Raw genomic sequence first — 26,021 nt, 5'->3', positions numbered from 1 at the left:
GACGATGAGGAGCCGGGAGAGAAGCCGCATTCCCCTTCTCCCCTCGGGGAGAAGGTGCCCGACAGGGCGGACAAGGGGGCCACCCTTCGCAGCACAGGCGACCTTTCCCTTGCGCTCAAGCTCCTCGCAGCTCCGCCGCTCGGCCCCCTCATCTGCCCTTCGGGCATCTTCTCCCCGATGGGGAGAAGGGGAAGAAAGCCGTGAGCGCGTCATTCCGCCGGCTCCATGGCAGGAGCTGCCGGCTTCGCCTTGCGGCGCGGGGCGCCGACACGCAGGCGCCGGTCGCTGAGCGAAACCAGGCCGCCGAAGGCCATGAACACCGCGCCGCCCCAGATGCAGAGAATGAACGGCTTCCACCAGATGCGCACGACGATGCCGCCGTCCTTGGTGGCGTCACCCAAAGAGACGTAGAGCTGGCTGAGCCCGAAGGTCAGAATACCAGCCTCCGTCGTCGGCATCTGCCGGGCGGTATAGAGGCGCTTGGCCGACCAGGTATCGGCAACTGCGACACCGGCACGCCGGATGGTGAAGTGGCCGCGCTCCTCGGTATAGTTCGGCCCGGTCCCCGGCTGCATGCCGTCGAAATGCAGGCTGTAACCGCCGGCCTCGGTCACCTCGCCGGGCTTCATCTCGATGACATGCTCGCTCTCAAACGTCGTCACCGCGACGATGCCGAGCACGGTGACGCCGAGCCCGGCATGGGCTAGCGCCGTGCCGAAGGCCGAACGCGGCAGGCCGGAAAGCCGCCGCCAGGCAAGGCTGCCCGCCACCTTGCCGATGCCGGCGCGGCACCAGAGATCGGCCACCGCACCGAGGATGAGGAACAGCCCGGCGGCCAGGCCGAGGACGGCAAGCACCGGCCCGCCATGCTCGATATAGAAGAAGATCAGTGCGGCAAGGAAGGCGAGACCCGCGACGACATAGAGCCGCTGCAGCGCACCGAGCAGATCGCCGCGCTTCCAGGCCAGCATCGGCCCGAACGGCACGATGACGATCAGCGGTGCCATCAACAGGCCGAAGGTCAGGTTGAAGAAGGGCGGCCCGACGGAGATCTTGTCGCCGGTCAGCGTTTCCAACAGCAGCGGATAGAGCGTGCCGGTCAGCACCGTACCGCAGGCGACCGTCAGGATCAGATTGTTGACGACGAGCGCGCCCTCGCGCGAGATCGGCGCAAACAGCCCGCCGGCCGCAAGCTTCGGCGCGCGGAAGGCAAACAGCGACAGCGCCCCGCCGATGAAGATCAGCAGGATGCACAGAATGAAGACGCCGCGGGAGGGGTCGCTGGCAAAGGCATGCACCGAGGTCAGCACGCCGGAGCGCACCAGGAAGGTGCCCATCAGCGACAGCGAGAAGGTGAGGATGGCGAGCAGCACCGTCCAGATCTTCAGCGCCTCGCGCTTTTCCATGACAAGCGCCGAATGCAGCAGCGCGGTGCCGGCGAGCCACGGCATGAAGGAGGCGTTTTCCACCGGGTCCCAGAACCACCAGCCGCCCCAGCCGAGCTCGTAATAGGCCCAGTAGGAGCCCATGGCGATGCCGAGCGTCAGAAAGGTCCAGGCCGCCAGCGTCCAGGGCCGCACCCAGCGTGCCCAGGCGGCGTCGATGCGCCCTTCCATGAGGGCAGCAACGGCAAAGGAGAAGCAGACGGAGAAGCCGACATAGCCGAGATAGAGCAGCGGCGGGTGGATCGCCAGACCAACATCCTGAAGGACGGGGTTGAGATCGCGGCCCTCGGCCGGCGCCGGATCGAGCCGCAGGAAGGGATTGGAGGTCAAAAGGATGAACAGCGTGAAGGCCACCGAAATCCAGGCCTGCACGGCCAATACGTTGGCCTTCAGCGTCTCCGGCAGATTGCGGCCGAAGACGGCGACCAGCGCGCTGAACAGCGTCAGGATCAACAGCCAGAGCATCATCGATCCCTCGTGATTGCCCCAGACGCCGGAGTATTTGTAGATCAGCGGCACCAGCGAATGCGAATTCTCCCAGACGTTTTCGACCGAGAAATCCGAGACGACATGGGCATAGGTCAGCACGGCGAAGGAGAAGGCCACAAGCGCAAACATCGCCAGCGAGCCGACCGTCGCCACATCCATCATCGCCCGGTCGTGACGACGGGCTCCGATCACCGGCACGATGGAAAGGATGAGCGCCGTGGCCAGCGCCAGCACCAGCGCGTAATGGCCGATCTCGATGATCATGGCGTCGCCTTCACTTCCTGCGCTTGGCTTTCCTTTCCTGGGCCTTGCTTCCCAGGACCTTCCTGGCCCTGAGCTTCCTGGCCTTGGCCTTCCTTCCACAGTCCCTGGGCTTTGAGCCTGTCGGCCACGTCCTTCGGCATATAGGTCTCGTCATGCTTGGCAAGCACGGTGTCGGCGACGAAGATGTTCGTGCCGGCAGTGAACATGCCTTCGGTGACGACGCCCTGGCCCTCGCGGAAGAGATCGGGCAGGATGCCGGTATATTGGACCTTGACGGCATTGGTGCTGCCGTCGGTGACGGCAAACTCCACCGTCGAGCCGGTGCCGCGCACGACACTGCCCTCACCGACCAGGCCGCCGAGGCGGATGCGGGTTTCCGGCGCCACCGGCGTCTGGGCGAGATCGGCCGGCATGTAGAAATAAGCGACCGACTGGCTGAAGGCGAACATCACCAGCAGCACGGCGGCGGCAATGAAGCCCATCCCGCCTGCAATCACCGCCAGGCGCTTCTGTTTGCGCGTCATTGCGTCGCTCCCTCCGAGGCTATGCCGAGTTCCCTGGCCAGCGCCAGCAATTGCCTGCCCTGTTCGCCGGGCGGCGGAAAGGCCGCAAGCCCGCGCTTCAGGGCGCCGGCGGCGCGATCCTTGTCGTTCAAAACGGCATAAGAGCGGACGAGCCGCATCCATCCCTCGAAATTGTTCGGATCCTCGCTGAGCTTGGCATCGAGGCTTTCGACCATGCCGCGGATCATCTGCTGCCGGTCGCCGGCGTTCATGGTCTCGGCCGCCGTCACATCCTGCTGCGTGGGATTGCCGGGGGCCGGATTGGCGCCCGAGGCAGATGGATTGGCGCCCGGGGCAGCCGAACCGGCGCCTGCCGGCGCGCCGCCGTTCATGGCGATATGCTGGTTGACCAGCGGCAGCCACGGCGCATCGGCCGGCGATTGTTTTGCCAGCGCCTCGAAGGCCTGCCGCGCCTCATCGGGCCGTCCCGCCTGCTCCATGCTGAGGGCGATGTAGAAACGGGCGCGCGGATTGTCAGGCTCCAGCGTCAGCGATTGCTCCAGCACTTGCCGCGCCTCCTCCGTCACCACCCCGTCGGAGACCGCCATCAGCGTCTCGGCAAGGCCATCGAGCCGGACCGGGCTCGGGCCGAGAAGCCGGATGGCGTTGCGGTAGGCCACTTGCGCGTCGTTGATGCGCATCGTGCGGAAATAGATCGGCGCCAGCACGTCCCAGCCCTTGCCGTCATCAGGTTTCTCAGCCAGGTGCCGTTCCGCTTTGGTGATCAGCACCGCTACGTCATTGCCAGGGTTTTCCAGCCGCGCTTCCAGCGGCTGCGAGGGCAGGTCCGGCCTGCCCGTCGTCAAATAAAGACAGAGGCCGAGAACCGGCAGGAGCAGGAGGACGAAGGCCTCGGTGAAACGGTGATGCCGCGCGGGTTTCAGTGTCTGCGCCTGCTCGTCGGCAGAGACGGCGATCAGCCGCCGGCCGATTTCCGCCCTGGCATAATCAGCCTCTTCCGGGGTGATCAGCCCGCCATCGAGATCGCGGTCGAGTTCGCGCAACTGGTCGCGATAGACGGCCGTCTCGCCCGCACGGATATTATCCGCCGCCTTCGCTCCGCGCAGAAGGGGGTAGAGCAGGATGACGGCGAGGGCTGCCGTCAAAGCGGCAACGAGAATCCAGAACAGCATGTCGCCCAAATACGTGAAGCGCGCCTTCATTCCAACTGCCAAAGCCGGAATGACGAAGATTTGAGGTTAGCACATAATCCCCATGTGCTGGTTTAAAGCGATAGATCGTCCTTAGCGCGCGCTCTATTGGCCGCAATTCAGAGCGGCGACCAGCTACCGTCGTCGTTGCGGCAGGCAGCGCCCCGCGCCACCGTGTCCTTGCCGTCGACGGTCAGCGTATGGGTATATTGCCGGCAGTTCTGCGAACCGACCTGATAGGGTGCAGCCGCGACGACCTTGCCGGTCACGTCCTTGCCGGTCCAGAGCACGGGCTGGCCGACGGCGGCCCCTTCCAGTGCCCGATATTCCGCCTCGAGCGCCCGCTGCTTGTCGCTGTCACCAAGCGTCACGCCGCTGCGGCCGACGATGCCGCCCTGCAACGCGGTGATGAAGGCAGCCGATGCCGAGGGCTTGCTCGAAAAAATGCCGCGCGAGGCGGCGCCCTTCGTCGTCGTGCAGCCGGACAGCGCGACGGCGACGAGAAGAGCAGAAACGATCATGCCTTGCGAGCGTAAAATCATTGCGTCGAACCACGATCAGGGGTCAATTTCAGCCGATCGAAGTGCAGCGTCCCCGTGTCAGCATTAAGGCAAAGCATGCTATACATTTGCTAGTATCTTTGTGACATCAAGCAGTTGCTCATGCAACATCCTTTGTGACGCCAGGCAGGATAAGCTTCGCCTTCAGCCCGCCCCATTCACCGCGGGAAAGCTCGAGCCGTCCCTGGTACTCATTGGAAATCTCGGTGACGATCGAGAGGCCGAGCCCGGTTCCCGGCTTGCTTTCGTCGAGCCTGCGGCCGCGCTTCAGCGCCTCGCGGATCTGATCCGGCTCCAGGCCCGGCCCGTCATCCTCGACGGCGAGCTCCACCCAGTGGCGGCGCGCGCTCGCCTCAACCCCCTTCACATCCTCGCCGGCCTCGACGGCCGAAAGCCGCACCCGGCTCTTGGCAAAGCGCGCTGCATTTTCCAGGAGATTGCCAACGGTCTCCTCGAGATCCTGCTGCTCCATGGCAACGGCCAGATGCGGCGGCGAGACGACGAGATCGAATTCAGTATCGACGTTCAGCCGGCGCATGACGCGCACCAGTCGCTCGAGCGCCGGCTCGGCATCGGTGCGGGCGAGCACGGATTCGCGCTGCGCGGCGATGCGCGCCCGATTGAGATAGGACTGCACCTGCCCCTGCATCGATTCCGCCTGGCTGCGGACCAGCTCCCCATGGGATTTTTCGAGGACGCGCGCCTCGTTGAGCAGCACGGCGATCGGCGTCTTCAGCGAATGCGCGAGATTGCCAACCTGCATGCGGGCCCGCTCGACGATGCGGCGGTTGCTATCGATCAGCGCGTTCACCTCGTTGGCAAGCGGCAGGATTTCGCGCGGGAAGTCGCCTTTCAGCTGCTCGCTCTCGCCGGCGCGGATGCGCTCCAGTGCGGCGCGGGCCTTGTCGAGCGGCTTCAGGCCATAGAGAATCGCCAGGGCGTTGACGATCAGGCTGCCGACGCCGAAACCGGCAAGCGCCAGATAGAGGCTGTGGGAAAAGGTGCGCACGTCGTCCTCGACGACATCGACATTGCCGGTGACGCGGACGCGCGCCGCGCGCCCGTCGGTATCAAGCACCACTTCGGTCTCGGCCACCTGCACACGGTTCCCGGAGGCATCCGTCACCTGATAGTACCGCTCGTAATTCTTGTCGAAAGGCGCCTCGACGACGGAGGGAACCGGGATGAGCGCCGAGCCGAGCGAAGGCGACACCAGCGGAGCTGTCGTATAGGTGCCGAGCGGTTCCACCACCCAGTACCAGCCGGTCTTCGGCTGGGCAAAGCGCAGGTCGCCGAGCTGCGGGCTGCCGCTGAGTGCGCCCTGATCGCCGATCGTCACCGAATTGATGACATTGTAGAGCTGCGCCCTCAGCAGATCCTGGAAACCGCGTTCGGCGCTCTTGCGGTAGAGGGTGGAGATCAAGAGGCCGATCACCACCAGCGCCACCGTCGACCAGACCGTGGTCAGCAGCAACACACGTGCGGTGAGCGACTTAATTCGCATGTTTCGGCGCTTGGATGCGGTAACCGAGACCGCGCACCGTTTCGATCAGGTCGACGCCCATTTTCTTGCGCAGGCGGCCGACGAAGACTTCGATCGTGTTGGAATCACGGTCGAAATCCTGGTCGTACATATGCTCGACCAGTTCCGTGCGCGAGACGACCTCGCCCATATGATGCATGAGATAGGAAAGCAGCCGATATTCGTGCGAGGTCAACTTCAGCGTCGTGCCGTTGACCGTCGCCTTCGAGGATTTGGTATCGAGGCGTACCGGCCCGCAGATGATCTCGGATGAGGAATGCCCGGCCGCACGCCGGATCAGCGCCCGAATGCGGGCCAGCACTTCCTCGACGTGGAAGGGCTTGGTGACGTAGTCGTCGGCACCGGCATCGATGCCGGCGACCTTGTCGCTCCAGCGGTCGCGCGCCGTCAGGATCAGCACCGGCACGCCGCGGCCGGCGCCGCGCCATTTTTCAAGAACGGTGACCCCGTCCATCTCCGGCAGGCCGATATCGAGGATGATGGCGTCATAGGGTTCGGTGTCGCCGAGGAAATGGCCTTCCTCGCCGTCGAACGCCTGGTCGACGACATAGCCCGCCTCCTTCAGCGTGTCGGCCAGCTGCCGGTTCAGATTAACGTCGTCTTCGACTACCAGGATGCGCATCGGTCCACTTTCGTCCGCTTCAAATCGATCAATGTCCTGAATAAGCCGATTCCGCCTACATCGGAACCTTTACCGTGACTTTGCGTGGGCGCTGGCCATTGCCCTGCACAAGAACGGTGATGATGCAGGTATCGCCCACCGGTTGCACGGACAGCAGCTGGCCGCCGGTCTGCTCGACGACCTGGGCTGCGGCGGCGCTGCAATCGCCTCCGACACGCACGACAAAAGTGCTCGTGGCGTCCGGTGAGGGCGCCGATACCACCAGTCCGGCGGCCAATGCTGCGACGCTCAGAGGAAAGGCCATGTGTTATGCTTTCAAGGTAATGCCAACTTGCCCCGAATATGTACTCACGCGACCTGAATGGCAAATGAATGCGCTGTAATGCAGGGTGTCCAGAACTGTTCTCGACTGTTCGGGACAGCCTGTTTCAGCGCCTGGAAACTGCCGCCATAGCGTCCCCAAACGATGCCCTCCAGCCTTGGAATCCGCGCGTTCTTTATCACCTCCCGTAAAGGTGGGGAGCCGGCGGGACCGACACCATAGTCTTTGTCTGCGAGTCGTCCGCGCTCATCGCATTCTGCCGACCGCAGCTTTCGCCGGCCGGTTGAAACTGTTATGTCCTTGCGGCCCCCGCATCTCAGACCGTTTCAGCACCAATGCCAAAATCCTCCCGCTTCCGCTCGGCGCAGACGGTCACCGTCCTTGCCGTTACCCAGCTGATCGGCTGGGGCACGACTTTCGACATGCTCGGGGTCATGGGCCGCGTCGTAGCGCCGGATCTCGGCCTGGCGAACGAGGTGGTATTTGCCGGCCTGACGATCATGATGGTGGTCAGCGCCATTGTCGGTCCCGCGACCGGCCGATGGCTGGCTCGCCATGGTGCTGCCCGAGTGCTTTCGGCCGCCTCGCTGACCTTTGCGCTTGGCCTGCTTCTGCTTGCCGCCGCAAACGGCATCCTGCTCTATGCCAGTGCCTGGGTCATCATCGGTCTCGGCGGCGCACTTGGCCTCTCGGCACCAGCCTATACCGCCGTCGTCGAGCGCGAGGGCGCGAACGGCAAACGCGTCATCGCCATCCTGATGCTGTTCACCGGCCTATCGAGCGCCATCTTCTGGCCGATCCTCAGCCTGCTCAACGAGACGGTCGGCTGGCGCCTCACCTTTCTCGTCTGCGCGGCGCTGCAATTCTTCGTCTGCCTGCCGCTGCATCTTTTCGCCCTGCCGAAACCGATCGCAACGCATGTCGAAGGCGGCATGGCTGAAATCGCCCCGGTGCCGCTATCGAAAGCGGCGCAGCGCAAGGCCTTCTTGCTGATCGCCGCGGCGACGACGATCTCGACCTTCATCACCTTCGGCATCTCCCCATCTCTACTCGAGATCTTCCGCCAATCCGGCGCCTCGCCGGCCTTTGCGCTGCAGCTCGGCTCGGCGCGCGGCGTCCTCGGCATCTCGGCGCGTTTCCTCGACATGCTGCTCGGCCGGCGCGGCAACCCCATGCTCAGCGCGGCGATGGGTATCAGCCTCATGGCAATGAGTTTCCTGATGATGCTCTTCGCCAGTCCGTCGACACCGCTGCTCGTCACCTTCATCCTGCTCTACGGATTCGGTGCCGGCGTCATGACCGTCGCCCGCGCGCTGCTGCCGCTGGCACTGTTTTCACCGCGCGAATTCGGCCTGCAATCGGCCAGGCTGTCGCTGCCGCAAAATCTCGCCAACGCCATCGCCCCGGTCGTCTTCACCGCCATCCTCGACCGCGCCGGCACCGGCCCGGCGCTCGTCGCCTGCGCCGTTCTCGCGGCATTGTCGCTCATCTTCGTGCTGATGCTGATGGCGCTGGTGCGCGGCGCCCGCGCATCGGAGTCAGCCATTCTTAATGTCTCCTGATTATCATCCACGCATGAACGAGAGAGGCTTTTCGCCCGCGCGCCGCAACCGCTGCGGCAGCCAGACCATGAAGCAGCAGCCCCTTTTTGACGAATCTTTCGAATCGCTTGCCGCCGCTTTTTCGAAAGTTGAGTTCGGTGGCTCAGAAGCTGAGTCAGCTTGGCGACGATCCGAATCCGGACAATCAGTCATCCATTTGAAATTTCAATGGAATGTAGCTTCCCAGTTAAACGCTTGGGCAATTCAGAGCGGCCGCGTCACCGCCGTGCGGCTGTCGTAATCGGCGGCGATGCGTTTTTCCCGGAGCGGCCGTACGCGCTCGATCGAGAGCTGGTAATCGGGGTGCGCCTTGTAGGCGGCAAGGGCCGCCTCATCGTCGAATTCGCCGTAGACCACGAGATCGATCTCGGTGCCCAACTGATCGGTCTTCACGTTGCTGCCAATTTCCAGCAGCCGCGCATGCGGAATGCCGGTCAGGATCGAAAGCCCGGCCCTCACCTCCTGCAGATGTTCCTCCTGCACGGTGAAGAAGACGATATGACGGATCACGCGGAAGCTCCTGTCGGATTTGTCAAAATGATGGAGCGACCTTGGCGCATCCTATCGGACGCGCGGCGCTCCGGCTGTCAGCCGGGCGATAACATGTGCGCCCCAGGCCTTCAACCGCGCGAGCATGCCATGGGCCGCATCGGGACGTATCGCCGCATCGAAGACCATGGCATAGGCTGCGAGCTTTTCCGCCCGGTCGGTGCCATTGACGATGCGGCGCGCATTCACCCAGTCGGCGGTCGTCGCGTTCAGGTGATCGGCGAGTTTATGGCCGGTAAAGCTGCCCTGCAGCATGCCGTCGATCAGTATCGTCACCGCCGCATCCATCTCCATCGCCCGGTCGGGTTCGGCAACGAGGTCGATCCCCGTCAGTACGCTCATCGCCTGATAGTTCCGCTTATGGGTGAGCTGCACCAGGCCGCGGCCGATCCAGCTGCGGCCATCCTCGTCCGGCCGCCAGTAGGGCGTCTTCACCCAGGACAGCCGGCCTGCGGCAAAGGCCGTCTCCAGGATCTCGACCGCGCGGGCATCGCTTTCCGCCAGCGTCTCACGTACCGGCTGCATCGTATAGGCAGTCTCGTGATAAGCGGTTGCGAGGATATAGGCGAGCCACCGACGGTCGGCATCGGCAAAGCGTTCTTCCCAAGCGTCGAGAATCGCCGTGATGCCCACTACCTGAGGCTGAGTCAGGTTTCCTTTGAAGAGTCGGTGCCTCACCGTATCGAAAAAGAATGTCCGGTCCATGTGGACAACCATTCCGCGCTTCCCTCGAAATATCATGGTTAAAACCGTCTTAATCGATTAAATTCAATTTAATCGTTTAAAGTGTTTAAGCCACTGATTTACACGCCTTTTGTCTTATGCAATGCATCTTCTTGCCCCGAAGCCTTACCACGAACAGAGGAGACTTCCGATGCAGACGCCCGCCAACAGCCAAACCACCATTCCCCAGCATGTCGTCGATCAGATGGAAAACGAATGGCGCCAGGTTCGCCCTGAACGCGAAAATACGCGCCCGGCCCAGCAGCCTCAACAGCAACGCTGAAATAGACGCAAAACGCTACCAATGTAAGCTCGAGCGCCTGCCAGCGCCCGATCAATGCCCCGGCCAGTCACTCGTGGCCGGGTGAATTTTTCCCAATTGCAATCAACGTCCAGCGGTTTGCCCCTCAGCACATTACCGCCCCTCATCTCATCACAGCATCGAGCCGCTTCGCCAACGTGTCCAACGATCGGGTGAAAACCATTCTATCATCAAGCGCGCGCGACAGCACCAGCGCGCCTTGAATGCCCGCGACGCCCTCCTCGGCGAGCGTTTGCGCCTCCCCCTCGGGGCAGCCTGCCCGCATCAGCGCCGACCGCAAGGCGTCGATCCAGCGGATGAAATAATCACCGATCGCTGCTGAAAACCGCTCGCGGGTCTTGTCAAGCGCAAAGGCGCCGACGAGGCAGATACGACGACCGGAGCGGAAATAATCGCTCACATTCGTCCACATCGCGGCAATCGCCTGATCGGCGTCGTCCTTTCTCAGCGGCTGATAGATCGCATGTTCGAACCAGGCATCGACATCGGCGAGCACGGCACCCGCCATCTCCTCCTTGCCGCCGGGAAAGAAGTGGTAAAGGCTGCCCTTGCCGATGCCGGTGCGTTCGGTGATCCGGCTGAGCGACGTGCCCTCATAGCCGAACTCGCGGAAGATTTCCGCCAGCAGCGGCACGATGTCGGCGCGTTCGTAGACGGTCTTCACCCGCGGCTTCCTTGGCTTGTTTAGAGGCCGAGTTCGGTCAGACCGGGATGGTCGTCCGGCCGCCGGCCGAGCGGCCAATGGTACTTGCGCTCCGATTCCCGGATCGGCAGGTCGTTGATGCAGGCGAAGCGGCGTTGCATCAAGCCGGCGGCGTCGAACTCCCAGTTCTCGTTGCCATAAGAACGGAACCAGTTACCGCTGTCATCGTGCCATTCATAAGCGAAGCGCACGGCGATGCGATGATCGGTGAAGGCCCAGATTTCCTTGATCAGCCGGTAATCCAGCTCCTTTGCCCATTTGCGGGTGAGGAAGGCGACGATCTCGGCGCGGCCGGTGATGAATTCGGCACGGTTCCGCAAGCGGCTGTCCGGCGTATAGACGAGCGAGACGCGCTCGGGATCACGGCTGTTCCAGCCATCCTCGGCAAGACGGACTTTCTGGGTGGCGGTCTCAAGGGTGAAAGGCGGGACGAGGCTGGACATAGGTTCTCGGGGCGCTTCTGTACTGAACGGTTTTCATGGTACTGATCGGTACAATGATTAGCAAGCCGAGGCGGCGTTTCGCCTCAGCGGTTGGAATGCAGGCACCACCGCAGCGGCAGGGCATCCGGGCGAAGCACGATCGCTTCGGGCGTGAAACGCCACAGCCGTTCCGCCCTTTGAAAGGAGGCGATCTCAGGCGAATCCAGCAGCACCTCGACCCTGCCCGTCATCTGCAGCAGGTCGCCGCTTTCGAAATCGATGAACACCAGACCCGCCTTCGGGTTGACGAGGAAATTACCGAGCGTGTTGAAGAACCGATTGCCGGGAAAGTCGGGAATGGTCAGCACGCCGTCGGTGCCGATCCGGACGAAGCCGGCAGTGCCGCCGCGATGGGACACGTCCACCTGCCGCTCGCCATTGTCGCGGTCGACATAGGAGGCGACGAAAAACGTATCGGCGCCCTCGATCATCCCTAGCGCCCGATCGTCGAGTTGGCCGGAATGAACGGGCGGCATTGCGCTCAGCATATCCGGATCGCGGACGAAGGCGGAAGAGCGAAGCTGGATATATTGCGGGCAATTGCCGAAGCTCTGGCCGACGCGCACTTGGAAAGCTCCAGCATCCGCCCTGCGGATCACGCCGTTCAGCCGGTTGCGGCGCCGGGTCTCGAGTTGGATGCCGAGCATTCCGATCGCGTCGCCATCCTCCATGCCGGCATCGGCAGGATCGGCTGCGTCGCGCGGCAGGCGGACCTCGAGAATCTCCGGCTCCGGCGAGGCCATGAAACCAGGGCGCTCAGCCCTGACCGTCGCCCAGACATCGCCCATGGAATCGACTGCGCCGAGCACGACGAAAGGCAACATCGGAAAGAAGGCGCGGTGCTGCTCCGGCATGGCCTTGCGGACGAAATTCCTTCCCGGCCCATCCATGCGTTCAGCGACACCGACATTGCGCTGCATGGCGAGTTCACCCACATGCCAGGGCGATGTGGCGTCCTGTCTTGTCTGCTCCAGCATCACGGCCTCCTTTTGGGCAGCATTTAGGGAACCGGGACAGCGACCTGCCCCGGCGGCTTGTCACGCGGCAAGGCCGATCTTGGTCTTGCGAAAACCGACGAAACCCGGCAGCGCCTCGATGCGCGCAAGCCAGGCACGAACGCTTGGATAGGCTGAGATATCGACATTGCCCTCCGGTGCGTTGGCGATGTAGCTGTAGAGCGCCACGTCGGCGACCACAGGATTGTCGCCGAGCAGGAAGCTGCGGCCGTGGAGCTCCGCCTCGATCAGCGCGAGAATGCGGTGCGCCCGGGCGATCACCTCGTCGGTGCGGAAATCGGCGCCGAAGACGGTGACCAGCCGCGCGGCACATGGTCCGTAGGCGATCTCGCCTGACGCAACCGAGAGCCATTTCTGTATCCGCGCCGCGGCCACCGCCTCTTCCGGCAGCCAGTCGGTGCGGCCGTATTTGCGCGCGAGATAGACGAGAATGGCAGAGGAATCGGCAATGACCGTGCCATTGTCGTCGAGCACCGGCACCTGGCCAAAGGGATTGAGCTTCAGAAAGTCCGGCGCCTTGTGGGCGCCTGCCGCCATGTCGACCTCGACCAGTTCATAGGGCACGCCAAGCAGCGACAGGAACAGGTGAGCCCGGTGCGAATGGCCGGAAAGCGGGTAGTGATAGAGTTTCATGATGGTTCCTTTGGTCTTCCGATTGACGGGACGCGATTGGCGATGGCCGCTTCGAACCATCTGTTGTGTAATTTACTGCCTTCCATCTGGCTGCAGTAGAATGCTAATCTGGAAGGCATGCTACCAATTCATGGAAGGATAGAATGGACCGCCTCGACGCCATGACCGTGCTCCTTGCCGTCGTCGAACAGGGCAGCCTGTCGGCCGCCTCACGGCATCTGCGATCCCCGCTCGCAACTGTCAGCCGCAAGGTTTCAGAACTGGAAGCCCATCTCAACGCCCAGCTGCTGCAACGGAGCAACCGGAAGATCACGCTGACGGAAGCCGGCCGCTCCTATGTCGAGGCGGCGCGGGAGATTCTCAATCGAGTGGAAGAGGCGGAACGGACGGCAGCCGGTGAATACAGCGCGCCGAAGGGCGAGTTGACGATGACCGCGCCGATCGTCTTCGGGCGGCTGCACGTCCTGCCTGTCGTGGTGGATTTCCTGAAAGCCTATCCCGATATCAATCTGAGGCTGATGCTCGGAGACCGGATATCGAACCTCGTCGAGGATCATATCGACGTAGCGCTTAGGATCGGCAACCTGCCGGACAGCAACCTGATCGCCACAAGGCTCGGCGCGATCCGCCGCACGGTCTATGCCAGCCCGGATTATCTGACGCGGCACGCCCTGCCCCGGCATCCAGGCGATCTCGTTGGGCATGACTGCGTCACCTTCGAGGGTATGGCCTCGATGCTGAGTTGGACATTCACCGAGGGGAAACATGATCTCGCGGTGCCGATCCGCTCGCGGCTGGCGGTCAACACTGCCGAGGCCGCGGTCGATGCGGCTGTCGCCGGCCTCGGCATCACTCGCGTGCTCTCCTACCAGGCCGCACGCGCCGAGATGGCCGGGTTGCTGGTGCCGCTGCTCCAAGATTTCGAACCGCCGCCGGCGCCGGTCCATCTCGTCTATCCCGCGCAAGGCCTGGTGCCTCTGAAACTGCGAGCGCTGCTCGATTTCGCGACGCCGCGACTGCGCGCGACGCTAAACAAGTCCTAAAGCGCGTGGCGATCTTTCAGATTCGCCCTCGCGCTTTAGGTCTTTGTTTTTACGCATGTCGTTTGCGCAAACCGGTGCACACTTTTGCGCGACATGCTTTAGGCGAGCTTGCCCTCTTCCGCCTTGTAGAAATACTGGCTGGCAACCAGCCAGCCCTTCAGCGGCCGGAGCGGCGGAATGCAGGTGGCGAGCATGAAGGGACCGGTGACCAGAAGCTGCACCCAGATCGGCGCCGAAAAGGCCACCTCCAGCCACACGCCGAGCAGCACGCTCGGGATGCAGGCGAAGCAGATGACGAAGAAGGCCGGACCGTCGGCCGGATCGGCGAAGGAATAATCGAGGCCGCAGACTTCGCATTCCGGCTGCAGCGTCAGAAAGCCCTTGAACATATGGCCCTGGCCGCAGCGCGGGCAGCGTCCCCTGATGCCGGTCTGTATCGGAGGAAGTGGGGGATATTCCGTTTCCATGACGATCTCACTTTGCTGTACCGTGAATATTGATGTGATCAATTGTTTCATCAATGTATGCATACAATATAATTACATTGTTGGGATATTGCCAGTCAATTCGTCAGAATGCCGCAGATCTCGCAGCGCAGGCTGGCGGCAAGCTGACTGCAGATTTCTGAAACGGCATTTGAGGCCGCAGCCGGGCCTAGAAGCCTGGGCGGGTCAGACGTGAACGTGACGGCTATGCTTTGCCCATGCCCGGACAGCTTAGGGTGCGGCCGATCTGATCCCGACCGCTTCCAGCTTTCGTCCGGGCCTGATCAGCCCAAGGCGGGGTTCTGCGTCAGAAGAACGACGCCGCCATCTCAGGCGGACCTCCCAGCGCGTGGGCCATGAATTCCAGTGCGCCCTGCAGTTTCTCCCGGGTGATCGGTCCGCCAAGGCAGACACGCACGGCCTCGGGCGCCGCGCCCTCGACCGTGAAGGCATCGCTTGCGACGACGCCGATGCCGGAAGAACGGGTGTGGCTGCCGAAGGTCGAGCGGGTCCAGCCGTTGGAGAGCGGCAGCCAGATGTTGAAACTGATCGGATCGGCGCGGTAGCTGCCGGCCGGCAGGATGGCGGCGACCATCTGCTGGCGGGCGGCGGCCTCAGCGCGGATGAAACGCAGGATCGTATCGGCGGTGCCGTCCTCGATCCAGCGGGTGGCGAGCGCCACGGTCAGTGGCGAGGCCATGACATTGTTGGCGCGCATGGCGCTGACGAAGGGCCACACTGCCTTGCTGTCAGGCGCCACGACATAGGCAAGGCGCAGACCCGCGCCGATGCATTTTGCCAGCCCGCCGATATGCCAGGTCAGATCGGGCGCTGTTGCCGCGAGCGGCGCCGGGCCTTGCTGCGGAATGAAGCCGTAGGCATCGTCTTCGACGATTGGCACATGATATTTGCGGGCGACGGCTGAGATTTGCTCGCGGCGCCTGGCCGGGATGGTCAGCGTCGTTGGGTTCTGCAGCGTCGGATTGAGATAGAGCGCCTTCGGTTTAAATCTCTCACAGGCGTCTGCAAAGGCATCCGGCAGGATACCGTCCTCGTCCATCGGCAAGCCGGCCAGATTGAGCCGCAGCTGGGCGGCGATCGAGCGCATGCCGGGATAGGTGATGATCTCCGAAAGCACGGTCTCGCCGGGTTTTGCCAGCAAGCCGAAGATCGCCAGCAGGGCCGGATGGGCGCCGGGTGTGAGGAAGATGCGCTCCTGCGAGGGCACCAGCCCGCGGCGGCTGAGCCAGGAGGCAGCAGCCTCCTTGTCCATGCTGGAGCCGCCGAAACCCTGGTAGCGCAGGAGCGGAATGAGGTTCGCCGCCACCGCCGACATGCCCTCGCGCATGCGGGCAATCAACTCGGGATCATCCGGTTCCGGCGGCATATTCATCGAGAAATCGACGATGGAGGCGCGGCGGGGATCGGGCGCGGCGTCGGGCGCGAATCCCCGGCGCTCCTTGTCCGCGCCACCGGTGACGAAGGTGCCTCGGCCGACATGCGAATCCACAAGCCCGCGCTTCTGCGCCTCGACGTACCCTCTGGCTACCGTCGTGAAATCGACATTCAGCCGCTTGGCGAGTTCGCGCTGCGGCGGCAGCCGATCCCCAGCCACCAGATGTCCGCTGCGCAGATCCATTTCAATCACATCGGCGATCGCCATATAACGGGGGCTGCTGCTGCGGCTGAGATCTGGATGCCAGTCTTTCATGTCGTGATCCGTGTCAGTCTGATTCCTGATGAGATTGACCGTATATTGTTGCACAATGTCGCTGTCACGAAAAATGTCGCGCCTCTGGGTCCGCAGAGCGACGCAGGACGGAATGCCACAGCTTTTGCGCACGCCTTGATACGTTTTAATGACGGATTGTCGCCGGATTTGACTGCTATTTGCGCAAATACAATCTGGCACGGCGACCGCGCTGTTGCAGGCCGATTTCGGCAGCGTGCGCGCCAATGACGCCTTCACCCGAGAAGGCCCGGGTGAGGCGCGAGGACGGCAAGACAATCGGCTGTGTCTTCGGCGCGCATTGACGAGGGTTTGCCGCGCGCTATGGGTTCAGGCATGCGCCGCGAAAGCATCAATGCCGGTCAGCCTTGCCGACAAGATCCACAGGCGTGCCGCCTCCTCGGGATCGGCGGCATGGTCGCTGACGCCGCCGGGTTCTCCATCGGTTGCGCGGATGGCGATATCGCAGTCCTCGCAATAGAGGCCTCCCATACCGTCGAGTTGCGGCGAGGTCGCCGCCCAAACCTGCGTGGCGGCCCCCTGGGATGGGGTCTTGAATGTCGGATCAACCGGATTGCCGTCCGCATCGATCCAGCCGGCGCCGACCATTTCCTCCTTTGCGAGATAGCGCTGCAAGGGGGTCAAGATCTTGCCCGGGTGCAGCGAGAAGGCGCGGATGCCGGTGTCGCGCCCGAGCCTGTCCAGATGCACGGCGAAAAGTGCGTTGGCGGTCTTCGACTGGCCGTAAGCCTGCCATTTGTCGTAACCGGTCTCGAATTGCACATCCTCCCATCGCATGGCGGAGTTGCGATGGCCACCGGAGGAAACCGAAACGATGCGAGCGCCGCGCGAGAGCGCCGGCCAAAGGCGGTTGACCAAGGCGAAATGGCCGAGATGATTGGTCGCGAACTGTGCCTCCCACCCGTCGCCGACACGCGTTTCTGGGCAGGCCATGATGCCGGCGCTGTTGATCAGGATGTCGATGCTGCGGCCAGACGCGACGAACCGCTCGGCAAAGACGCGAACGCTTTCGAGGTCGGAAAGGTCGAGCCGATCAATCTCTACGCCATCGATACCGGCGACCGCACTGCGCGCCGCCTCGATGTTCCTTGCGCCGATGGTCACCTTGGCGCCGGCGCCCGCCAGAGCGCGCGTGGTCTCGAGCCCGAGGCTCTCGAAGCCATCCGATGCGATCTATTCGATCGCCCGCGACGGCATTGCGACGTGCAACGGCGGCGGCGATTTCTTCCTGATCGGCAGCCGTTTTTCCTTTTCGGGAGGAAATTCGGACATCCTTCTCGGAATCCTGCCACCGATCGTCCATGTGAAGAGGGATTCCGATCACGCCGCCGTGCTGCGCTGGTGCCTCGATCGGATGACGCGCGAATTGCGCAACCAGCAGCCGGGTGGCTTTCTGATGGCGGAGCATTTTGCGCATGTCATGCTCATGCAGGTGTTGCGCCTCCATATCGCATCGCCGAATGCGCGAGGCGTCGGCTGGCTTTTCGCGCTTACCGACCGGCGGATCGGCGCGGCTATCGCTGCCCTGCATGCCGATCCAGCCCGCAAGTGGACCTTGCAGTCTCTGGCTGAACGGGCCTCGATGTCCCGGTCCAGTTTTGCTCTCCACTTCAAGGAAAAGGTCGGGCTGGCGCCGATGGATTATCTGACGCGCTGGCGCATGCTTCTCGCAGGTGACCGATTGACAAGCTCGGCCGAAGCAATTGCCGGTGTCGCGCTGTCGCTCGGTTATGAATCCGAAAGCGCATTCAGCACCGCTTTCAAGAGAGTGATGGGATGCTCGCCGCGGCAATATGGTCGCGCTCAGCCGCCCGCCGGTGCCATGCGCAATAGTCTCGGCGCTCAGTGAAACCTTGATTGGTGCAGGCAGGGGGAAAGGTCGCGCGTTGGCCTGCCGAAATTCCCTCCGATACGGTCTTGCACCCGCCGTCTATTCTCTTACCTATTCAAGGAAGAATGCGCCGGCTTTCGGCCTTTCGTGCCGGCGCCTATCGGGATGAAAGCATGAATATCGATCCGATTTTGCGGTCAGTCGTGGCCGTCCGTTCTTCCATTCCGGAAGATGCCTTCACGGCGGAGACGCTGGGCACCGTCCGGGAAGGCAGCGGCGTGGTCATTCGCGACAACGGGCTGGTGCTGACCATCGGTTATCTCATCACCGAGGCCGAAGAGGTCTGGCTGACGACCCATGACGGGCGGGTGGTTCCCGCGCATGCGCTTGCCTATGATCAGGAAAGCGGCTTCGGCCTGGTCCAGGCGCTTGGCTCTCTGAATGCGCCGGCGGTGGATCTCGGCGACGCGGCGACGGCCAAGGCCGGCGATCCCGTCGTGCTGGCCGATGGCATCGGAGAATTCGTCGAGGCAAATATCGTCGCCCGGCAGGAATTCGCCGGTTATTGGGAATATCTGCTCGACGAGGCGATTTTCACGGCACCGGCCCATCCCTCATGGGGCGGTGCGGCGCTGATCGGCTCGGACGGCAAGCTTCTCGGCATCGGTTCGCTTCGCCTGCAGATGAGCCAGGGCGACGAGGTCGCCGATATCAACATGGTCGTGCCGATCGACCTTTTGCCGCCGATCCTCGACGATCTCTTGAACCGGGGTCAGGTCAACAGACCGCCGCGGCCCTGGCTCGGCGCCTTCTCCGCCGAGAGCAATGGCGGCGTGGTGGTCATGAGCGTGGCCGAAGGCGGCCCGGCCGCCGAGGCGGGCCTGCGTCAAGGCGATATCATTTCGGAGATCCGCGACGAAGAGGTCGATGGCCTGGCCGATTTCTACCGCAAGCTCTGGAGCAGCGGCCCGGCCGGCGCCGAGATTCCCATGCGGATCCTCCGGAACGGCCGGGAAGCATGGCTGCGCATCAAGTCCGCCGACCGCAACAGCTTTCTCAAGAAGCCGCAGTTGCAGTGAGGTCGCGCCGGCGTCGTGACAGACACGGGCGCTCGTTCGAGCGGATTCTCCGCGCATCCTATCCCGCCTCAGAGATTTTCCGATGTGATCGTCAGGAAGCGCACCGGCTCGGCGCTGACCTCCACCTCGATGAGACCAAGCCTGTTCAGCGCAAGGTCTATCGAGCGTCTCGCCTGCACCTCCGGCGCCTGGTCGAGCACGATCGACATGATGCCGCGGCTGAGATAGTCCTGCGTCTCTCGCGTCAATTCGTGGCCGACCCAGAACGGCCGCCCAGCCCTGTTGGCCGCGAGCACGCTCGCAACACCCTTGTTGTCGCCGCCTGCACTATAGACGCCGATGATGCCCGGTTCGCGCCGAAGTGCCGCTTGCAGCAGCTCCATGGCATTGTGCTCGTCATCAAGGTCGAACATGACCTCGATGAAACGATGCTCGTTTGAACCCTTCTCCGAGAGATAGCTGGAGAAGCCGCGGATCCGCTCCTTATGGTTCTCATAGGCGCCGCTGTGGCAGAGAGCGACGAACGAACCGGGGCGCTGCGCCAGCATGCCCGACATATAGTGAGCCGCGGTGCGTCCGGCAGCATAATTGTCGATGCCGACATAGGGCAGTTCGGGGGCCGGACGGGTCATGATCTGGACGACGGGAATGCCGAGACCGGCCGCCTTCCGCACGCTTGTGACAACATCGGCATGGTCGGGCGCAACCACGATCAGCGCCGACCGGCGCGCCGTCGGGTTGGCGATATAGCGGGCGAATTGCGCCGGCTCGTTCTCGCGGACGAAGGTGCGATGAACGACAATGCTGTCGTCGAGCGAGGCGGCAATGCGCTCGAACGCCCGGTTCAGACGCGAATAGAAGCTGGTCTCAGGGCGAACGAGGATCACCTCTATCCGGATCAGGCCGCGATGGGCGACCCCCAGGCTCTGCCGGTATTCAAGCCGTCTTGCCGCCAGGAAGACCTTCTCCACCGTTTCAGGCCGCACGCCGCCGCGGCCGTTGAGGACGCGCTCCACGGTCGCGGTGCCAACGCCGGCTTGGCTTGCGACATCCTTCAAAGTCACCTTCATCAGGCTCACTCCCAAAGCTGACACAGCAGAGCATCGGCAGGCTTCGCGGTCAATGATCAAATTTGATCAAGGAAGCATTGGAGCATGGGGGCGCCGCAGCCGTATCGTGCCAGCAATCCGGGAGGAGCACCGGACGTCCGAAACAAACGAGATCAAGGATTATCCGCCGGCCCGATGCGGCCGGGGATGACGGAGGAGCCAGATGAAGATCGCACTCGACCCGCATATGCACCGTCACCTCAACCTGCGCGACCTCTGCCGCAAGGCGGCGGAGCTCGGCTACGAGCATATCGAGCTGTCACCGCGTGACGACTTTCTGCCCTGGTGGGTGCGCCCGCGGGCGCACAAGGAACGGATCGCGGAATTCAAGTCGGCCCTGAAGGATCACGGCGTCCAGCTCGCCTCGATCCTGCCGATGTACCGCTGGGCGAGCCCGCATGAGGACGAGCGGCAGGCGGCAGTGCGCTACTGGAAGGAAGCAATCGCGATCGCGGCCGAGATGGGCTGCGATACGATGAACTCGGAATTTGGCCGCGGGCCGTCGCCGGATCGCAGCCACCGCGCCAGCTGCTGCGGCGGCATGCATACCCACGAGCACAGCGAGGCCGCCTGGTGGCGCTCGATCGAAGAGCTCGTCCCGGTGTTCGAACGCGAGGGCGTCACCCTCAACATGGAACCGCATCCGGAAGACTGGTGCGAGACGCTGCATCCGGCGATCGACATGCTGAAGACCATCGGCTCGAACAACGTCAAATTCCTCTACTGCGCGCCGCATACCTTCTATTTCGGTGACGACATGGCGCGGATGATCCGCGATGCCGGCCCGCTGATCGCCCATGTGCATGTGGCCGATACCTATAATCACAAGGCGTCGTCCGGGCTGCGCTATATCATCAATCCGCCGGGCGCCAAGGTCACCATCCATCAGCACATGGATATGTACCAGGGCGAGATCGATTGGGATGTCTTTTTCTCCTCGCTCGCCGCTGTCGGGTTCGACGGCATCATCACCGCCTGCGTCTTCGGCTGGGAGGAGCGCGCCGACGATTCCGGCCGCTTCATGCGCTCTGAAATCCAGAAATATGTCGACAAATACTGGCCCGGGAAACTTGGCTGATCGTCAATATCCGCCCCGGCACCCACAATCAGGAATAAAGCCGTGACCATCACGATTACGACCGCCCCCTGCTGCTGGGGCGTGGATGACGTCAATAATCCAAACCTTCCCGCCTGGGAACGCGTCTTCGACGAGGCGGCAGCGGCCGGCTATGGCGGCCTCGAACTCGGGCCTTATGGTTACGTGCCGCTCGATGATGCGCTCGTCGCCAAGGCGCTCTCCGAGCGCAATCTCTTCATCGTCGCCGGCACGATCTTCGACGATCTCGTCTCTTCTCAAAATCGGGAGACATTGCTGCGACAGACGGACGAAATCTGCGCCGTCATCACCAGGCTGCCGCAGCCGGAACAGGTGGCGGGCCAGCGGTTCAGAACACCCTATCTCACGGTCATGGACTGGGGGCACGACGAGCGGGACTATGCCGCCGGCCATTCCGATCGTGCGCCGCGTCTCGACGACAAGGCCTGGGCCGGGATGGTCGCCAATATCACGGCGATCGCCGAACGCGCCAAGCGCAAATACGGCGTGCGCGCCGTCATCCACCCGCATGCAGGCGGCTATATCGAATTCGTCGATGAGATCGAGCGGGTGGCCGCTGACATTCCGCAGGAGATCGCCGGCTTCTGCCTTGATACCGGCCATAGCTATTATGCCGGCATGGATCCGGTGGAGATGCTTCGCCGCTATGCCGACAGGCTCGACTACGTCCACTTCAAGGACATCGACCAGACCGTCTTCGACCGTGTGCTCGGCGAGAACATCCGCTTCTTCGATGCCTGCGGACAGGATGTGATGTGCCCGATCGGCCGCGGCGTCATCGATTATCCCGCTGTCAAACGAGCGCTCGAGGAGATCGGCTATCACGGCTTCATCACCGTCGAGCAGGAGCGCGATCCGCTCAATGTCGCCGGCAGCCTCGAAGATGTGAAGCAAAGCCGCGACTATCTCAGGTCAGTTGGGTTCTAGGACAACATTATGGCGAACAACAGGAGAAAGCCGATCCGCTGGGGTATGGTCGGCGGCGGCAGAGGCAGCCAGATCGGCTATATTCATCGCTCGGCAGCGCATCGCGACGACGTCTTTGCCCTTGCGGCGGGTGCCTTCGATATCGATCCGGAACGCGGCCGCGCCTTCGGCGTCGATCTCGGGCTCGACGAAGCCAGAAGCTACCGGGATTATGCGGCGATGTTTGCTACTGAGGCCCGGCGGGCCGACGGCATCGAGGCGGTGTCGATCGCAACACCCAACAATACCCATTTCGCGATCTGCAAGGCAGCACTCGACCACGATTTGCATGTGATCTGCGAAAAGCCGCTCTGCTTCACGATTGCCGAAGCCGAGGAGCTGAAGGCGCTTTCGGAGGCGCGAGGCCGTATCGTCGGCGTGACCTATGGCTATGCCGGCCACCAAATGATCGAACAGGCGCGTGCCATGGTCAAGAATGGCGATCTTGGCGAGATCCGCATCGTCAACCTGCAATTTGCCCATGGTTTCCATAGCGCTGCAGTAGAGGAGCAGAATCCCGCGACGCGCTGGCGCGTCGATCCGAAATTCGCAGGCCCCAGTTATGTCCTCGGCGATGTCGGGACCCACCCGCTTTATATCGCCAAGGTCATCCTGCCGCATCTGAAGATCAGGCGGCTGCTCTGCACCCGCCAGAGCTTCGTCAAAAGCCGCGCGCCGCTGGAAGACAATGCGATGACTCTGATGGAATATGACAATGGCGCGATCGCCACCATCTGGTCGAGCGCCGTCAATGCCGGCTCCATGCATGGCCAGAAGATTCGCATTGTCGGCTCGAAGGCCAGCATCGAATGGTGGGACGAGCGGCCGAACCAACTCTCCTACGAGATCCAGGGCGAACCGGCCCGCATCCTGGAGCGCGGCATGGACTATCTCTATCCCGAGGCCAGGATCGACGACCGGATCGGCGGCGGTCACCCGGAAGGTCTCTTCGAAGCCTGGGCGAACCTCTATCGCCGCTTCGGCTTTGCCATCAACAATGAGCGCGGCCTCGCCCCTGCGGGCATAGAAGACCTCGTCTTTCCCGATGTCGATGCCGGACTGGAAGGCGTGCGCTGGGTGGAAAACTGCGTGCGCTCCGCCGACGCGGGTGGGATCTGGCTGGACTATAGCTAGAGCATGATGCCGAAAAGTGTGAGCGGTTTTCGGACGACATCAGCTCTAACTCTTTAATTTAGAACAGGATTCAGATTTTAGGCCGAACAGGTCTAAAATCATCCTGTTCTAGATCGTGAACTGCCATGCGGCGCTGTCCTTAGATAAGCCGGTCGTCCTCTTCCGCCGCCCGCGGCACGCGGTGACGCGTGCTATCGTTGGCCGCCTTCTTATGCTCGTCGGCGGCTGCATCGAGGATTTTCTTGGAGTTTTCGCCGCCGGCGTCTTCTGCGGCTGGCTGCGGGTCGCTCTTTTTCACGAAACGGATCATGGGTCATTTCCTGCTTCAACAGTGGGAGCGCTCCGCAGATATATCGGAGCGCTCTGCAAAAACGGTGTCAGACGGCAAGCGCAGTGGCGCAGCCTTGAACACTTCGGCTGTCGGGTGAGGTCTGCCCAGGCATGGTCGCCCAACCGCCGGCCTCGACAAACTGACGCTGCTTGTAGCCTTCGGTAATCGCCTTGAACTCGATGAGTTTAGCGGCCGCATCCGGTGCCGCCTTGAACCGCTCGACGCAAATGGCCGACGCCAGCTCTCCGCGTGCGATGTCGCCGGCGGCGGCTGCCGCTTTGCTTGATGTGCCGCCTGTTACCCAACCTCCCCAGCTGAAGCCGATGATCATCGTGGCGATCGCCGTAACGACGCAGGCCCAGGCGAGAAGCGTCTTGGATGGCTGGTAACTGTCGAAACGCTGGGTAATCGATGTCTTGCTGCTGCTCTGCACGGACATTGGAATTCTCCCTGTCTATTGTTCGGGTTGCGCCGTCTGACCACTTTGGCCGAACGGTTTAGGCTGTCCTCAGTACCCCATGCCGCCCATGCCGCCATTTCCGGCAGCGGACGCAGTATCTCTTGCGGGAATGTTGGCGATCATTACCTCGACGGTGATCAGCAGCGCCGCGATCGAACCGGCGTCCTGCAGAGCGGTGCGCACGACCTTGGCAGGATCGACGATGCCGGCCTCGATCATATCGACATAGGTCTCCGTCTGTGCATCGAAGCCCTGATTGTGATCATTGCTGCCGGCGAGTTTTCCGACGACGATCGAGCCCTCGAACCCGGCATTGTCGACGATCTGCCGGATCGGGGCTTCGAGCGCCCTGAGCACGATCGAGATGCCCGCCGTCACGTCGGCGTTCTCCCCGGTCAGTCCCGTGAGCGCCGACTTCGCGCGCAACAGTGCCACGCCGCCGCCGGGCACGATGCCCTCTTCGACCGCCGCACGGGTGGCGTTCAGCGCATCGTCGATGCGGTCCTTCTTTTCCTTGACCTCCGTCTCGGTCGCGCCGCCGACGCGGATGACCGCGACGCCGCCTGCGAGTTTCGCCAGGCGTTCCTGCAGCTTTTCCTTGTCGTAGTCGGAGGTGGTGTCTTCGATCTGCGCCTTGATCTGCTGGATGCGCGCCTGGATGGCCGCTTTCTCGCCCGAGCCGTCGATGATCGTGGTGGTCTCCTTGTCGATCAGCACACGCTTGGCGTGGCCGAGCATATCGAGAGTGACGTTCTCGAGCTTGATACCGAGATCCTCGGAAATCATCTGGCCGGCGGTTAGCACGGCAATGTCTTCCAGCATGGCCTTGCGGCGATCACCAAAGCCCGGCGCCTTGACGGCTGCGACCTTCAGGCCGCCACGCAGCTTGTTGACGACAAGCGTCGCCAGCGCCTCGCCTTCGACGTCTTCCGAGATGAGGAGCAACGGTTTGCCGGTCTGTACGACGGCTTCCAGGATCGGCAGCATCGCCTGCAGGCTGCCGAGTTTCTTCTCGTGGACGAGAATATAAGGTTCCTCCAGTTCCACGCGCATCTTCTCGGCATTGGTGACGAAATAGGGCGAGAGATAGCCGCGATCGAACTGCATGCCCTCGACGACATCGAGTTCGGTCTCGGCGGTTCGCGCCTCTTCGACTGTTATGACGCCCTCATTGCCGACCTTGTCCATCGCCCTGGCGATCATCTCGCCGATGGTGGCGTCGCCATTGGCGGCAATGGTGCCGACCTGCGCGATCTCGCCTGACGATTTGACCTTCATCGCCCTCGCCTGGATTTCCTTGACGACGGCGGTAACGCCGAGATCGATGCCGCGCCTGAGATCCATAGGGTTCATGCCGGCAGCGACAAGCTTTGCGCCTTCGCGGAAGATGGAGGCGGCGAGCACCGTTGCCGTCGTCGTGCCGTCGCCGGCAAGATCATTGGTCTTCGAAGCCACCTCGCGCACCATTTGCGCGCCCATGTTCTCGAACTTGTCTTCGAGTTCGATCTCCTTGGCGACGCTAACGCCGTCCTTGGTAATGCGCGGTGCGCCATAGGCCTTGTCAATGACGACGTTGCGACCCTTCGGGCCAAGCGTCACCTTGACGGCGTTGTTGAGCAATTCGACGCCGCGCAGCAGGCGGTCGCGCGCGTCGGTGGAGAATCTGATTTCCTTGGCAGACATGATATTTCTTCCCAGTTCGGTCTTGAGATGCGGGTCGGAAATTCG

General features: G+C 62.8%; 27 protein-coding genes and 2 pseudogenes. 9 read left to right on the top strand and 20 right to left on the bottom strand.

All coding sequences use genetic code 11. The features are described 5' to 3' along the window. Positions 1–204, top strand: a 204-nt coding sequence (locus ACIPSK_RS24690; protein WP_446532975.1) for a hypothetical protein, incomplete at its 5' end; no start/stop codon positions are given. 5 nt (positions 205–209) lie between these two features. Here ACIPSK_RS24690 and ACIPSK_RS24685 read toward each other — a convergent pair. The 7 genes from ACIPSK_RS24685 to ACIPSK_RS24655 form a co-directional block, all read right to left on the bottom strand. Further along, positions 210–2,198: a heme lyase CcmF/NrfE family subunit gene (locus ACIPSK_RS24685; protein ID WP_170257658.1), complete on the bottom strand. Its 1,989-nt coding sequence runs from the start codon at positions 2,196–2,198 to the stop codon at positions 210–212. Next, positions 2,195–2,722: a cytochrome c maturation protein CcmE gene (gene ccmE / locus ACIPSK_RS24680; RefSeq protein WP_170257659.1), complete on the bottom strand. Its 528-nt coding sequence runs from the start codon at positions 2,720–2,722 to the stop codon at positions 2,195–2,197. Before ccmE ends, ACIPSK_RS24685 begins: the two co-directional genes overlap by 4 nt. Further along, a complete protein-coding gene (ccmI, locus tag ACIPSK_RS24675) occupies positions 2,719–3,894 on the bottom strand; it encodes a c-type cytochrome biogenesis protein CcmI (protein WP_446532976.1) in 1,176 nt (391 codons plus the stop codon). Before ccmI ends, ccmE begins: the two co-directional genes overlap by 4 nt. Positions 3,895–4,031: 137 nt before the next feature. Next, positions 4,032–4,454: a lipA protein gene (locus ACIPSK_RS24670; protein ID WP_017963589.1), complete on the bottom strand. Its 423-nt coding sequence runs from the start codon at positions 4,452–4,454 to the stop codon at positions 4,032–4,034. 118 nt (positions 4,455–4,572) lie between these two features. Continuing rightward, the gene (locus tag ACIPSK_RS24665; RefSeq protein ID WP_018070966.1) at positions 4,573–5,976 is read right to left on the bottom strand and encodes a sensor histidine kinase; all 1,404 of its coding nucleotides are present in this window, start codon (positions 5,974–5,976) and stop codon (positions 4,573–4,575) included. Further along, positions 5,966–6,637: a response regulator transcription factor gene (locus ACIPSK_RS24660; protein WP_003546765.1), complete on the bottom strand. Its 672-nt coding sequence runs from the start codon at positions 6,635–6,637 to the stop codon at positions 5,966–5,968. The genes ACIPSK_RS24665 and ACIPSK_RS24660 overlap by 11 nt, the downstream gene beginning before the upstream one ends. A gap of 55 nt (positions 6,638–6,692) precedes the next feature. Beyond that, the gene (locus ACIPSK_RS24655) at positions 6,693–6,941 is read right to left on the bottom strand and encodes a hypothetical protein (protein WP_017963587.1); all 249 of its coding nucleotides are present in this window, start codon (positions 6,939–6,941) and stop codon (positions 6,693–6,695) included. A 353-nt stretch (positions 6,942–7,294) separates the two neighbouring features. Between ACIPSK_RS24655 and ACIPSK_RS24650 the strand changes: the two genes are divergently transcribed. Further along, on the top strand, positions 7,295–8,521 hold the full coding sequence (locus tag ACIPSK_RS24650; protein WP_162118051.1) for an MFS transporter: 1,227 nt from the start codon (positions 7,295–7,297) through the stop codon (positions 8,519–8,521). Positions 8,522–8,764: 243 nt separating this feature from the next. Here ACIPSK_RS24650 and ACIPSK_RS24645 read toward each other — a convergent pair whose 3' ends face one another. Next, entirely contained in the window at positions 8,765–9,070 is a 306-nt protein-coding gene (locus ACIPSK_RS24645) for a Dabb family protein (protein WP_162118052.1), read from the bottom strand. Positions 9,071–9,121: 51 nt separating this feature from the next. After that, entirely contained in the window at positions 9,122–9,826 is a 705-nt protein-coding gene (locus ACIPSK_RS24640) for a hypothetical protein (protein ID WP_162118053.1), read from the bottom strand. A 157-nt stretch (positions 9,827–9,983) separates the two neighbouring features. Between ACIPSK_RS24640 and ACIPSK_RS24635 the strand changes: the two genes are divergently transcribed. Beyond that, the gene (locus ACIPSK_RS24635) at positions 9,984–10,115 is read left to right on the top strand and encodes a hypothetical protein (RefSeq protein ID WP_003546730.1); all 132 of its coding nucleotides are present in this window, start codon (positions 9,984–9,986) and stop codon (positions 10,113–10,115) included. A gap of 142 nt (positions 10,116–10,257) precedes the next feature. Here the strand turns inward: ACIPSK_RS24635 and ACIPSK_RS24630 are convergent, their stop codons facing one another. The 4 genes from ACIPSK_RS24630 to ACIPSK_RS24615 all read right to left on the bottom strand — a co-directional run bounded on the left by ACIPSK_RS24630 (position 10,258) and on the right by ACIPSK_RS24615 (position 12,988). Continuing rightward, positions 10,258–10,818: a TetR/AcrR family transcriptional regulator gene (locus ACIPSK_RS24630; protein ID WP_162118054.1), complete on the bottom strand. Its 561-nt coding sequence runs from the start codon at positions 10,816–10,818 to the stop codon at positions 10,258–10,260. Positions 10,819–10,838: 20 nt separating this feature from the next. After that, positions 10,839–11,300: a nuclear transport factor 2 family protein gene (locus ACIPSK_RS24625; protein ID WP_162118055.1), complete on the bottom strand. Its 462-nt coding sequence runs from the start codon at positions 11,298–11,300 to the stop codon at positions 10,839–10,841. Positions 11,301–11,383: 83 nt separating this feature from the next. Then, positions 11,384–12,316, bottom strand: coding sequence for a pyridoxamine 5'-phosphate oxidase family protein (locus tag ACIPSK_RS24620; protein ID WP_162118056.1), 933 nt, complete (start codon positions 12,314–12,316; stop codon positions 11,384–11,386). A gap of 60 nt (positions 12,317–12,376) precedes the next feature. Then, on the bottom strand, positions 12,377–12,988 hold the full coding sequence (locus ACIPSK_RS24615; RefSeq protein ID WP_162118057.1) for a glutathione S-transferase family protein: 612 nt from the start codon (positions 12,986–12,988) through the stop codon (positions 12,377–12,379). A 143-nt stretch (positions 12,989–13,131) separates the two neighbouring features. Between ACIPSK_RS24615 and ACIPSK_RS24610 the strand changes: the two genes are divergently transcribed. Next, positions 13,132–14,031, top strand: a complete 900-nt coding sequence (locus ACIPSK_RS24610; protein ID WP_162118058.1) for a LysR family transcriptional regulator — start codon at positions 13,132–13,134, stop codon at positions 14,029–14,031. 98 nt (positions 14,032–14,129) lie between these two features. On the opposite strand, the gene ACIPSK_RS24605 is transcribed toward ACIPSK_RS24610, so the two are convergent. The 3 genes and pseudogenes from ACIPSK_RS24605 to ACIPSK_RS24595 form a co-directional block, all read right to left on the bottom strand. Then, complete coding sequence (locus ACIPSK_RS24605) at positions 14,130–14,498, bottom strand: DUF983 domain-containing protein (protein WP_162118059.1); 369 nt, start codon at positions 14,496–14,498, stop codon at positions 14,130–14,132. Between the two features lie 325 nt (positions 14,499–14,823). Next, positions 14,824–16,227, bottom strand: a complete 1,404-nt coding sequence (locus ACIPSK_RS24600) for an aminotransferase-like domain-containing protein (protein WP_162118060.1) — start codon at positions 16,225–16,227, stop codon at positions 14,824–14,826. A gap of 348 nt (positions 16,228–16,575) precedes the next feature. Further along, positions 16,576–17,421: pseudogene (locus tag ACIPSK_RS24595) on the bottom strand (SDR family NAD(P)-dependent oxidoreductase); the annotation flags it as partial. Between ACIPSK_RS24595 and ACIPSK_RS24590 the strand changes: the two are divergent. After that, positions 17,396–18,115: pseudogene (locus tag ACIPSK_RS24590) on the top strand (helix-turn-helix domain-containing protein); the annotation flags it as partial. The pseudogenes ACIPSK_RS24595 and ACIPSK_RS24590 overlap by 26 nt on opposite strands. Positions 18,116–18,270: 155 nt before the next feature. Further along, on the top strand, positions 18,271–19,176 hold the full coding sequence (locus tag ACIPSK_RS24585) for a S1C family serine protease (RefSeq protein ID WP_026154076.1): 906 nt from the start codon (positions 18,271–18,273) through the stop codon (positions 19,174–19,176). A 68-nt stretch (positions 19,177–19,244) separates the two neighbouring features. On the opposite strand, the gene ACIPSK_RS24580 is transcribed toward ACIPSK_RS24585, so the two are convergent. Next, entirely contained in the window at positions 19,245–20,246 is a 1,002-nt protein-coding gene (locus tag ACIPSK_RS24580; RefSeq protein WP_162118061.1) for a LacI family DNA-binding transcriptional regulator, read from the bottom strand. A 202-nt stretch (positions 20,247–20,448) separates the two neighbouring features. On the opposite strand from ACIPSK_RS24580, the gene ACIPSK_RS24575 reads away from it, so the two are divergent. Genes ACIPSK_RS24575 through ACIPSK_RS24565 form a run of 3 tightly spaced genes read left to right on the top strand, consistent with a single transcriptional unit; the run spans position 20,449 to position 23,502 of the window. Continuing rightward, positions 20,449–21,363 (top strand): sugar phosphate isomerase/epimerase family protein, encoded by a 915-nt coding sequence (locus ACIPSK_RS24575; RefSeq protein WP_162118062.1) that lies wholly within the window; start codon positions 20,449–20,451, stop codon positions 21,361–21,363. Positions 21,364–21,405: 42 nt separating this feature from the next. Next, entirely contained in the window at positions 21,406–22,329 is a 924-nt protein-coding gene (locus ACIPSK_RS24570) for a TIM barrel protein (protein WP_162118063.1), read from the top strand. A gap of 9 nt (positions 22,330–22,338) precedes the next feature. After that, entirely contained in the window at positions 22,339–23,502 is a 1,164-nt protein-coding gene (locus tag ACIPSK_RS24565; protein WP_162118064.1) for a Gfo/Idh/MocA family protein, read from the top strand. A gap of 139 nt (positions 23,503–23,641) precedes the next feature. On the opposite strand, the gene ACIPSK_RS24560 is transcribed toward ACIPSK_RS24565, so the two are convergent. The 3 genes from ACIPSK_RS24560 to groL all read right to left on the bottom strand — a co-directional run bounded on the left by ACIPSK_RS24560 (position 23,642) and on the right by groL (position 25,976). Continuing rightward, a complete protein-coding gene (locus ACIPSK_RS24560) occupies positions 23,642–23,812 on the bottom strand; it encodes a hypothetical protein (RefSeq protein WP_168724869.1) in 171 nt (56 codons plus the stop codon). A gap of 67 nt (positions 23,813–23,879) precedes the next feature. After that, entirely contained in the window at positions 23,880–24,272 is a 393-nt protein-coding gene (locus ACIPSK_RS24555; RefSeq protein WP_162118065.1) for a hypothetical protein, read from the bottom strand. 69 nt (positions 24,273–24,341) lie between these two features. Continuing rightward, positions 24,342–25,976: a chaperonin GroEL gene (gene groL, locus ACIPSK_RS24550; RefSeq protein ID WP_017963569.1), complete on the bottom strand. Its 1,635-nt coding sequence runs from the start codon at positions 25,974–25,976 to the stop codon at positions 24,342–24,344. Positions 25,977–26,021 lie beyond the last annotated feature (45 nt).

Source organism: Rhizobium sp. LARHSG275 (assembly GCF_052871115.1).
Note: the sequence above shows the minus strand (reverse complement) of the source record. Positions and strands in the feature narration are given on the sequence as shown.

What these genes read in the sequence shown, in the direction of transcription:
- ACIPSK_RS24555 (WP_162118065.1), bottom strand. Translation starts at nt 24,272, where the DNA reads ATGTCCGTGCAGAGCAGCAGCAAGACATCGATTACCCAGCGTTTCGAC.
- ACIPSK_RS24560 (WP_168724869.1), bottom strand. Translation starts at nt 23,812, where the DNA reads ATGATCCGTTTCGTGAAAAAGAGCGACCCGCAGCCAGCCGCAGAAGAC.
- ACIPSK_RS24640 (WP_162118053.1), bottom strand. Translation starts at nt 9,826, where the DNA reads ATGGTTGTCCACATGGACCGGACATTCTTTTTCGATACGGTGAGGCAC.
- ACIPSK_RS24600 (WP_162118060.1), bottom strand. Translation starts at nt 16,227, where the DNA reads ATGAAAGACTGGCATCCAGATCTCAGCCGCAGCAGCAGCCCCCGTTAT.
- ACIPSK_RS24620 (WP_162118056.1), bottom strand. Translation starts at nt 12,316, where the DNA reads ATGCTGGAGCAGACAAGACAGGACGCCACATCGCCCTGGCATGTGGGT.
- ACIPSK_RS24660 (WP_003546765.1), bottom strand. Translation starts at nt 6,637, where the DNA reads ATGCGCATCCTGGTAGTCGAAGACGACGTTAATCTGAACCGGCAGCTG.
- ACIPSK_RS24610 (WP_162118058.1), top strand. Translation starts at nt 13,132, where the DNA reads ATGGACCGCCTCGACGCCATGACCGTGCTCCTTGCCGTCGTCGAACAG.
- ACIPSK_RS24670 (WP_017963589.1), bottom strand. Translation starts at nt 4,454, where the DNA reads ATGATTTTACGCTCGCAAGGCATGATCGTTTCTGCTCTTCTCGTCGCC.
- ACIPSK_RS24580 (WP_162118061.1), bottom strand. Translation starts at nt 20,246, where the DNA reads ATGAAGGTGACTTTGAAGGATGTCGCAAGCCAAGCCGGCGTTGGCACC.
- ACIPSK_RS24685 (WP_170257658.1), bottom strand. Translation starts at nt 2,198, where the DNA reads ATGATCATCGAGATCGGCCATTACGCGCTGGTGCTGGCGCTGGCCACG.
- ACIPSK_RS24625 (WP_162118055.1), bottom strand. Translation starts at nt 11,300, where the DNA reads ATGTCCAGCCTCGTCCCGCCTTTCACCCTTGAGACCGCCACCCAGAAA.
- ACIPSK_RS24635 (WP_003546730.1), top strand. Translation starts at nt 9,984, where the DNA reads ATGCAGACGCCCGCCAACAGCCAAACCACCATTCCCCAGCATGTCGTC.
- ACIPSK_RS24665 (WP_018070966.1), bottom strand. Translation starts at nt 5,976, where the DNA reads ATGCGAATTAAGTCGCTCACCGCACGTGTGTTGCTGCTGACCACGGTC.
- ccmE (WP_170257659.1), bottom strand. Translation starts at nt 2,722, where the DNA reads ATGACGCGCAAACAGAAGCGCCTGGCGGTGATTGCAGGCGGGATGGGC.
- groL (WP_017963569.1), bottom strand. Translation starts at nt 25,976, where the DNA reads ATGTCTGCCAAGGAAATCAGATTCTCCACCGACGCGCGCGACCGCCTG.
- ACIPSK_RS24575 (WP_162118062.1), top strand. Translation starts at nt 20,449, where the DNA reads ATGAAGATCGCACTCGACCCGCATATGCACCGTCACCTCAACCTGCGC.
- ccmI (WP_446532976.1), bottom strand. Translation starts at nt 3,894, where the DNA reads ATGCTGTTCTGGATTCTCGTTGCCGCTTTGACGGCAGCCCTCGCCGTC.
- ACIPSK_RS24585 (WP_026154076.1), top strand. Translation starts at nt 18,271, where the DNA reads ATGAATATCGATCCGATTTTGCGGTCAGTCGTGGCCGTCCGTTCTTCC.
- ACIPSK_RS24650 (WP_162118051.1), top strand. Translation starts at nt 7,295, where the DNA reads ATGCCAAAATCCTCCCGCTTCCGCTCGGCGCAGACGGTCACCGTCCTT.
- ACIPSK_RS24655 (WP_017963587.1), bottom strand. Translation starts at nt 6,941, where the DNA reads ATGGCCTTTCCTCTGAGCGTCGCAGCATTGGCCGCCGGACTGGTGGTA.
- ACIPSK_RS24615 (WP_162118057.1), bottom strand. Translation starts at nt 12,988, where the DNA reads ATGAAACTCTATCACTACCCGCTTTCCGGCCATTCGCACCGGGCTCAC.
- ACIPSK_RS24565 (WP_162118064.1), top strand. Translation starts at nt 22,339, where the DNA reads ATGGCGAACAACAGGAGAAAGCCGATCCGCTGGGGTATGGTCGGCGGC.
- ACIPSK_RS24605 (WP_162118059.1), bottom strand. Translation starts at nt 14,498, where the DNA reads ATGGAAACGGAATATCCCCCACTTCCTCCGATACAGACCGGCATCAGG.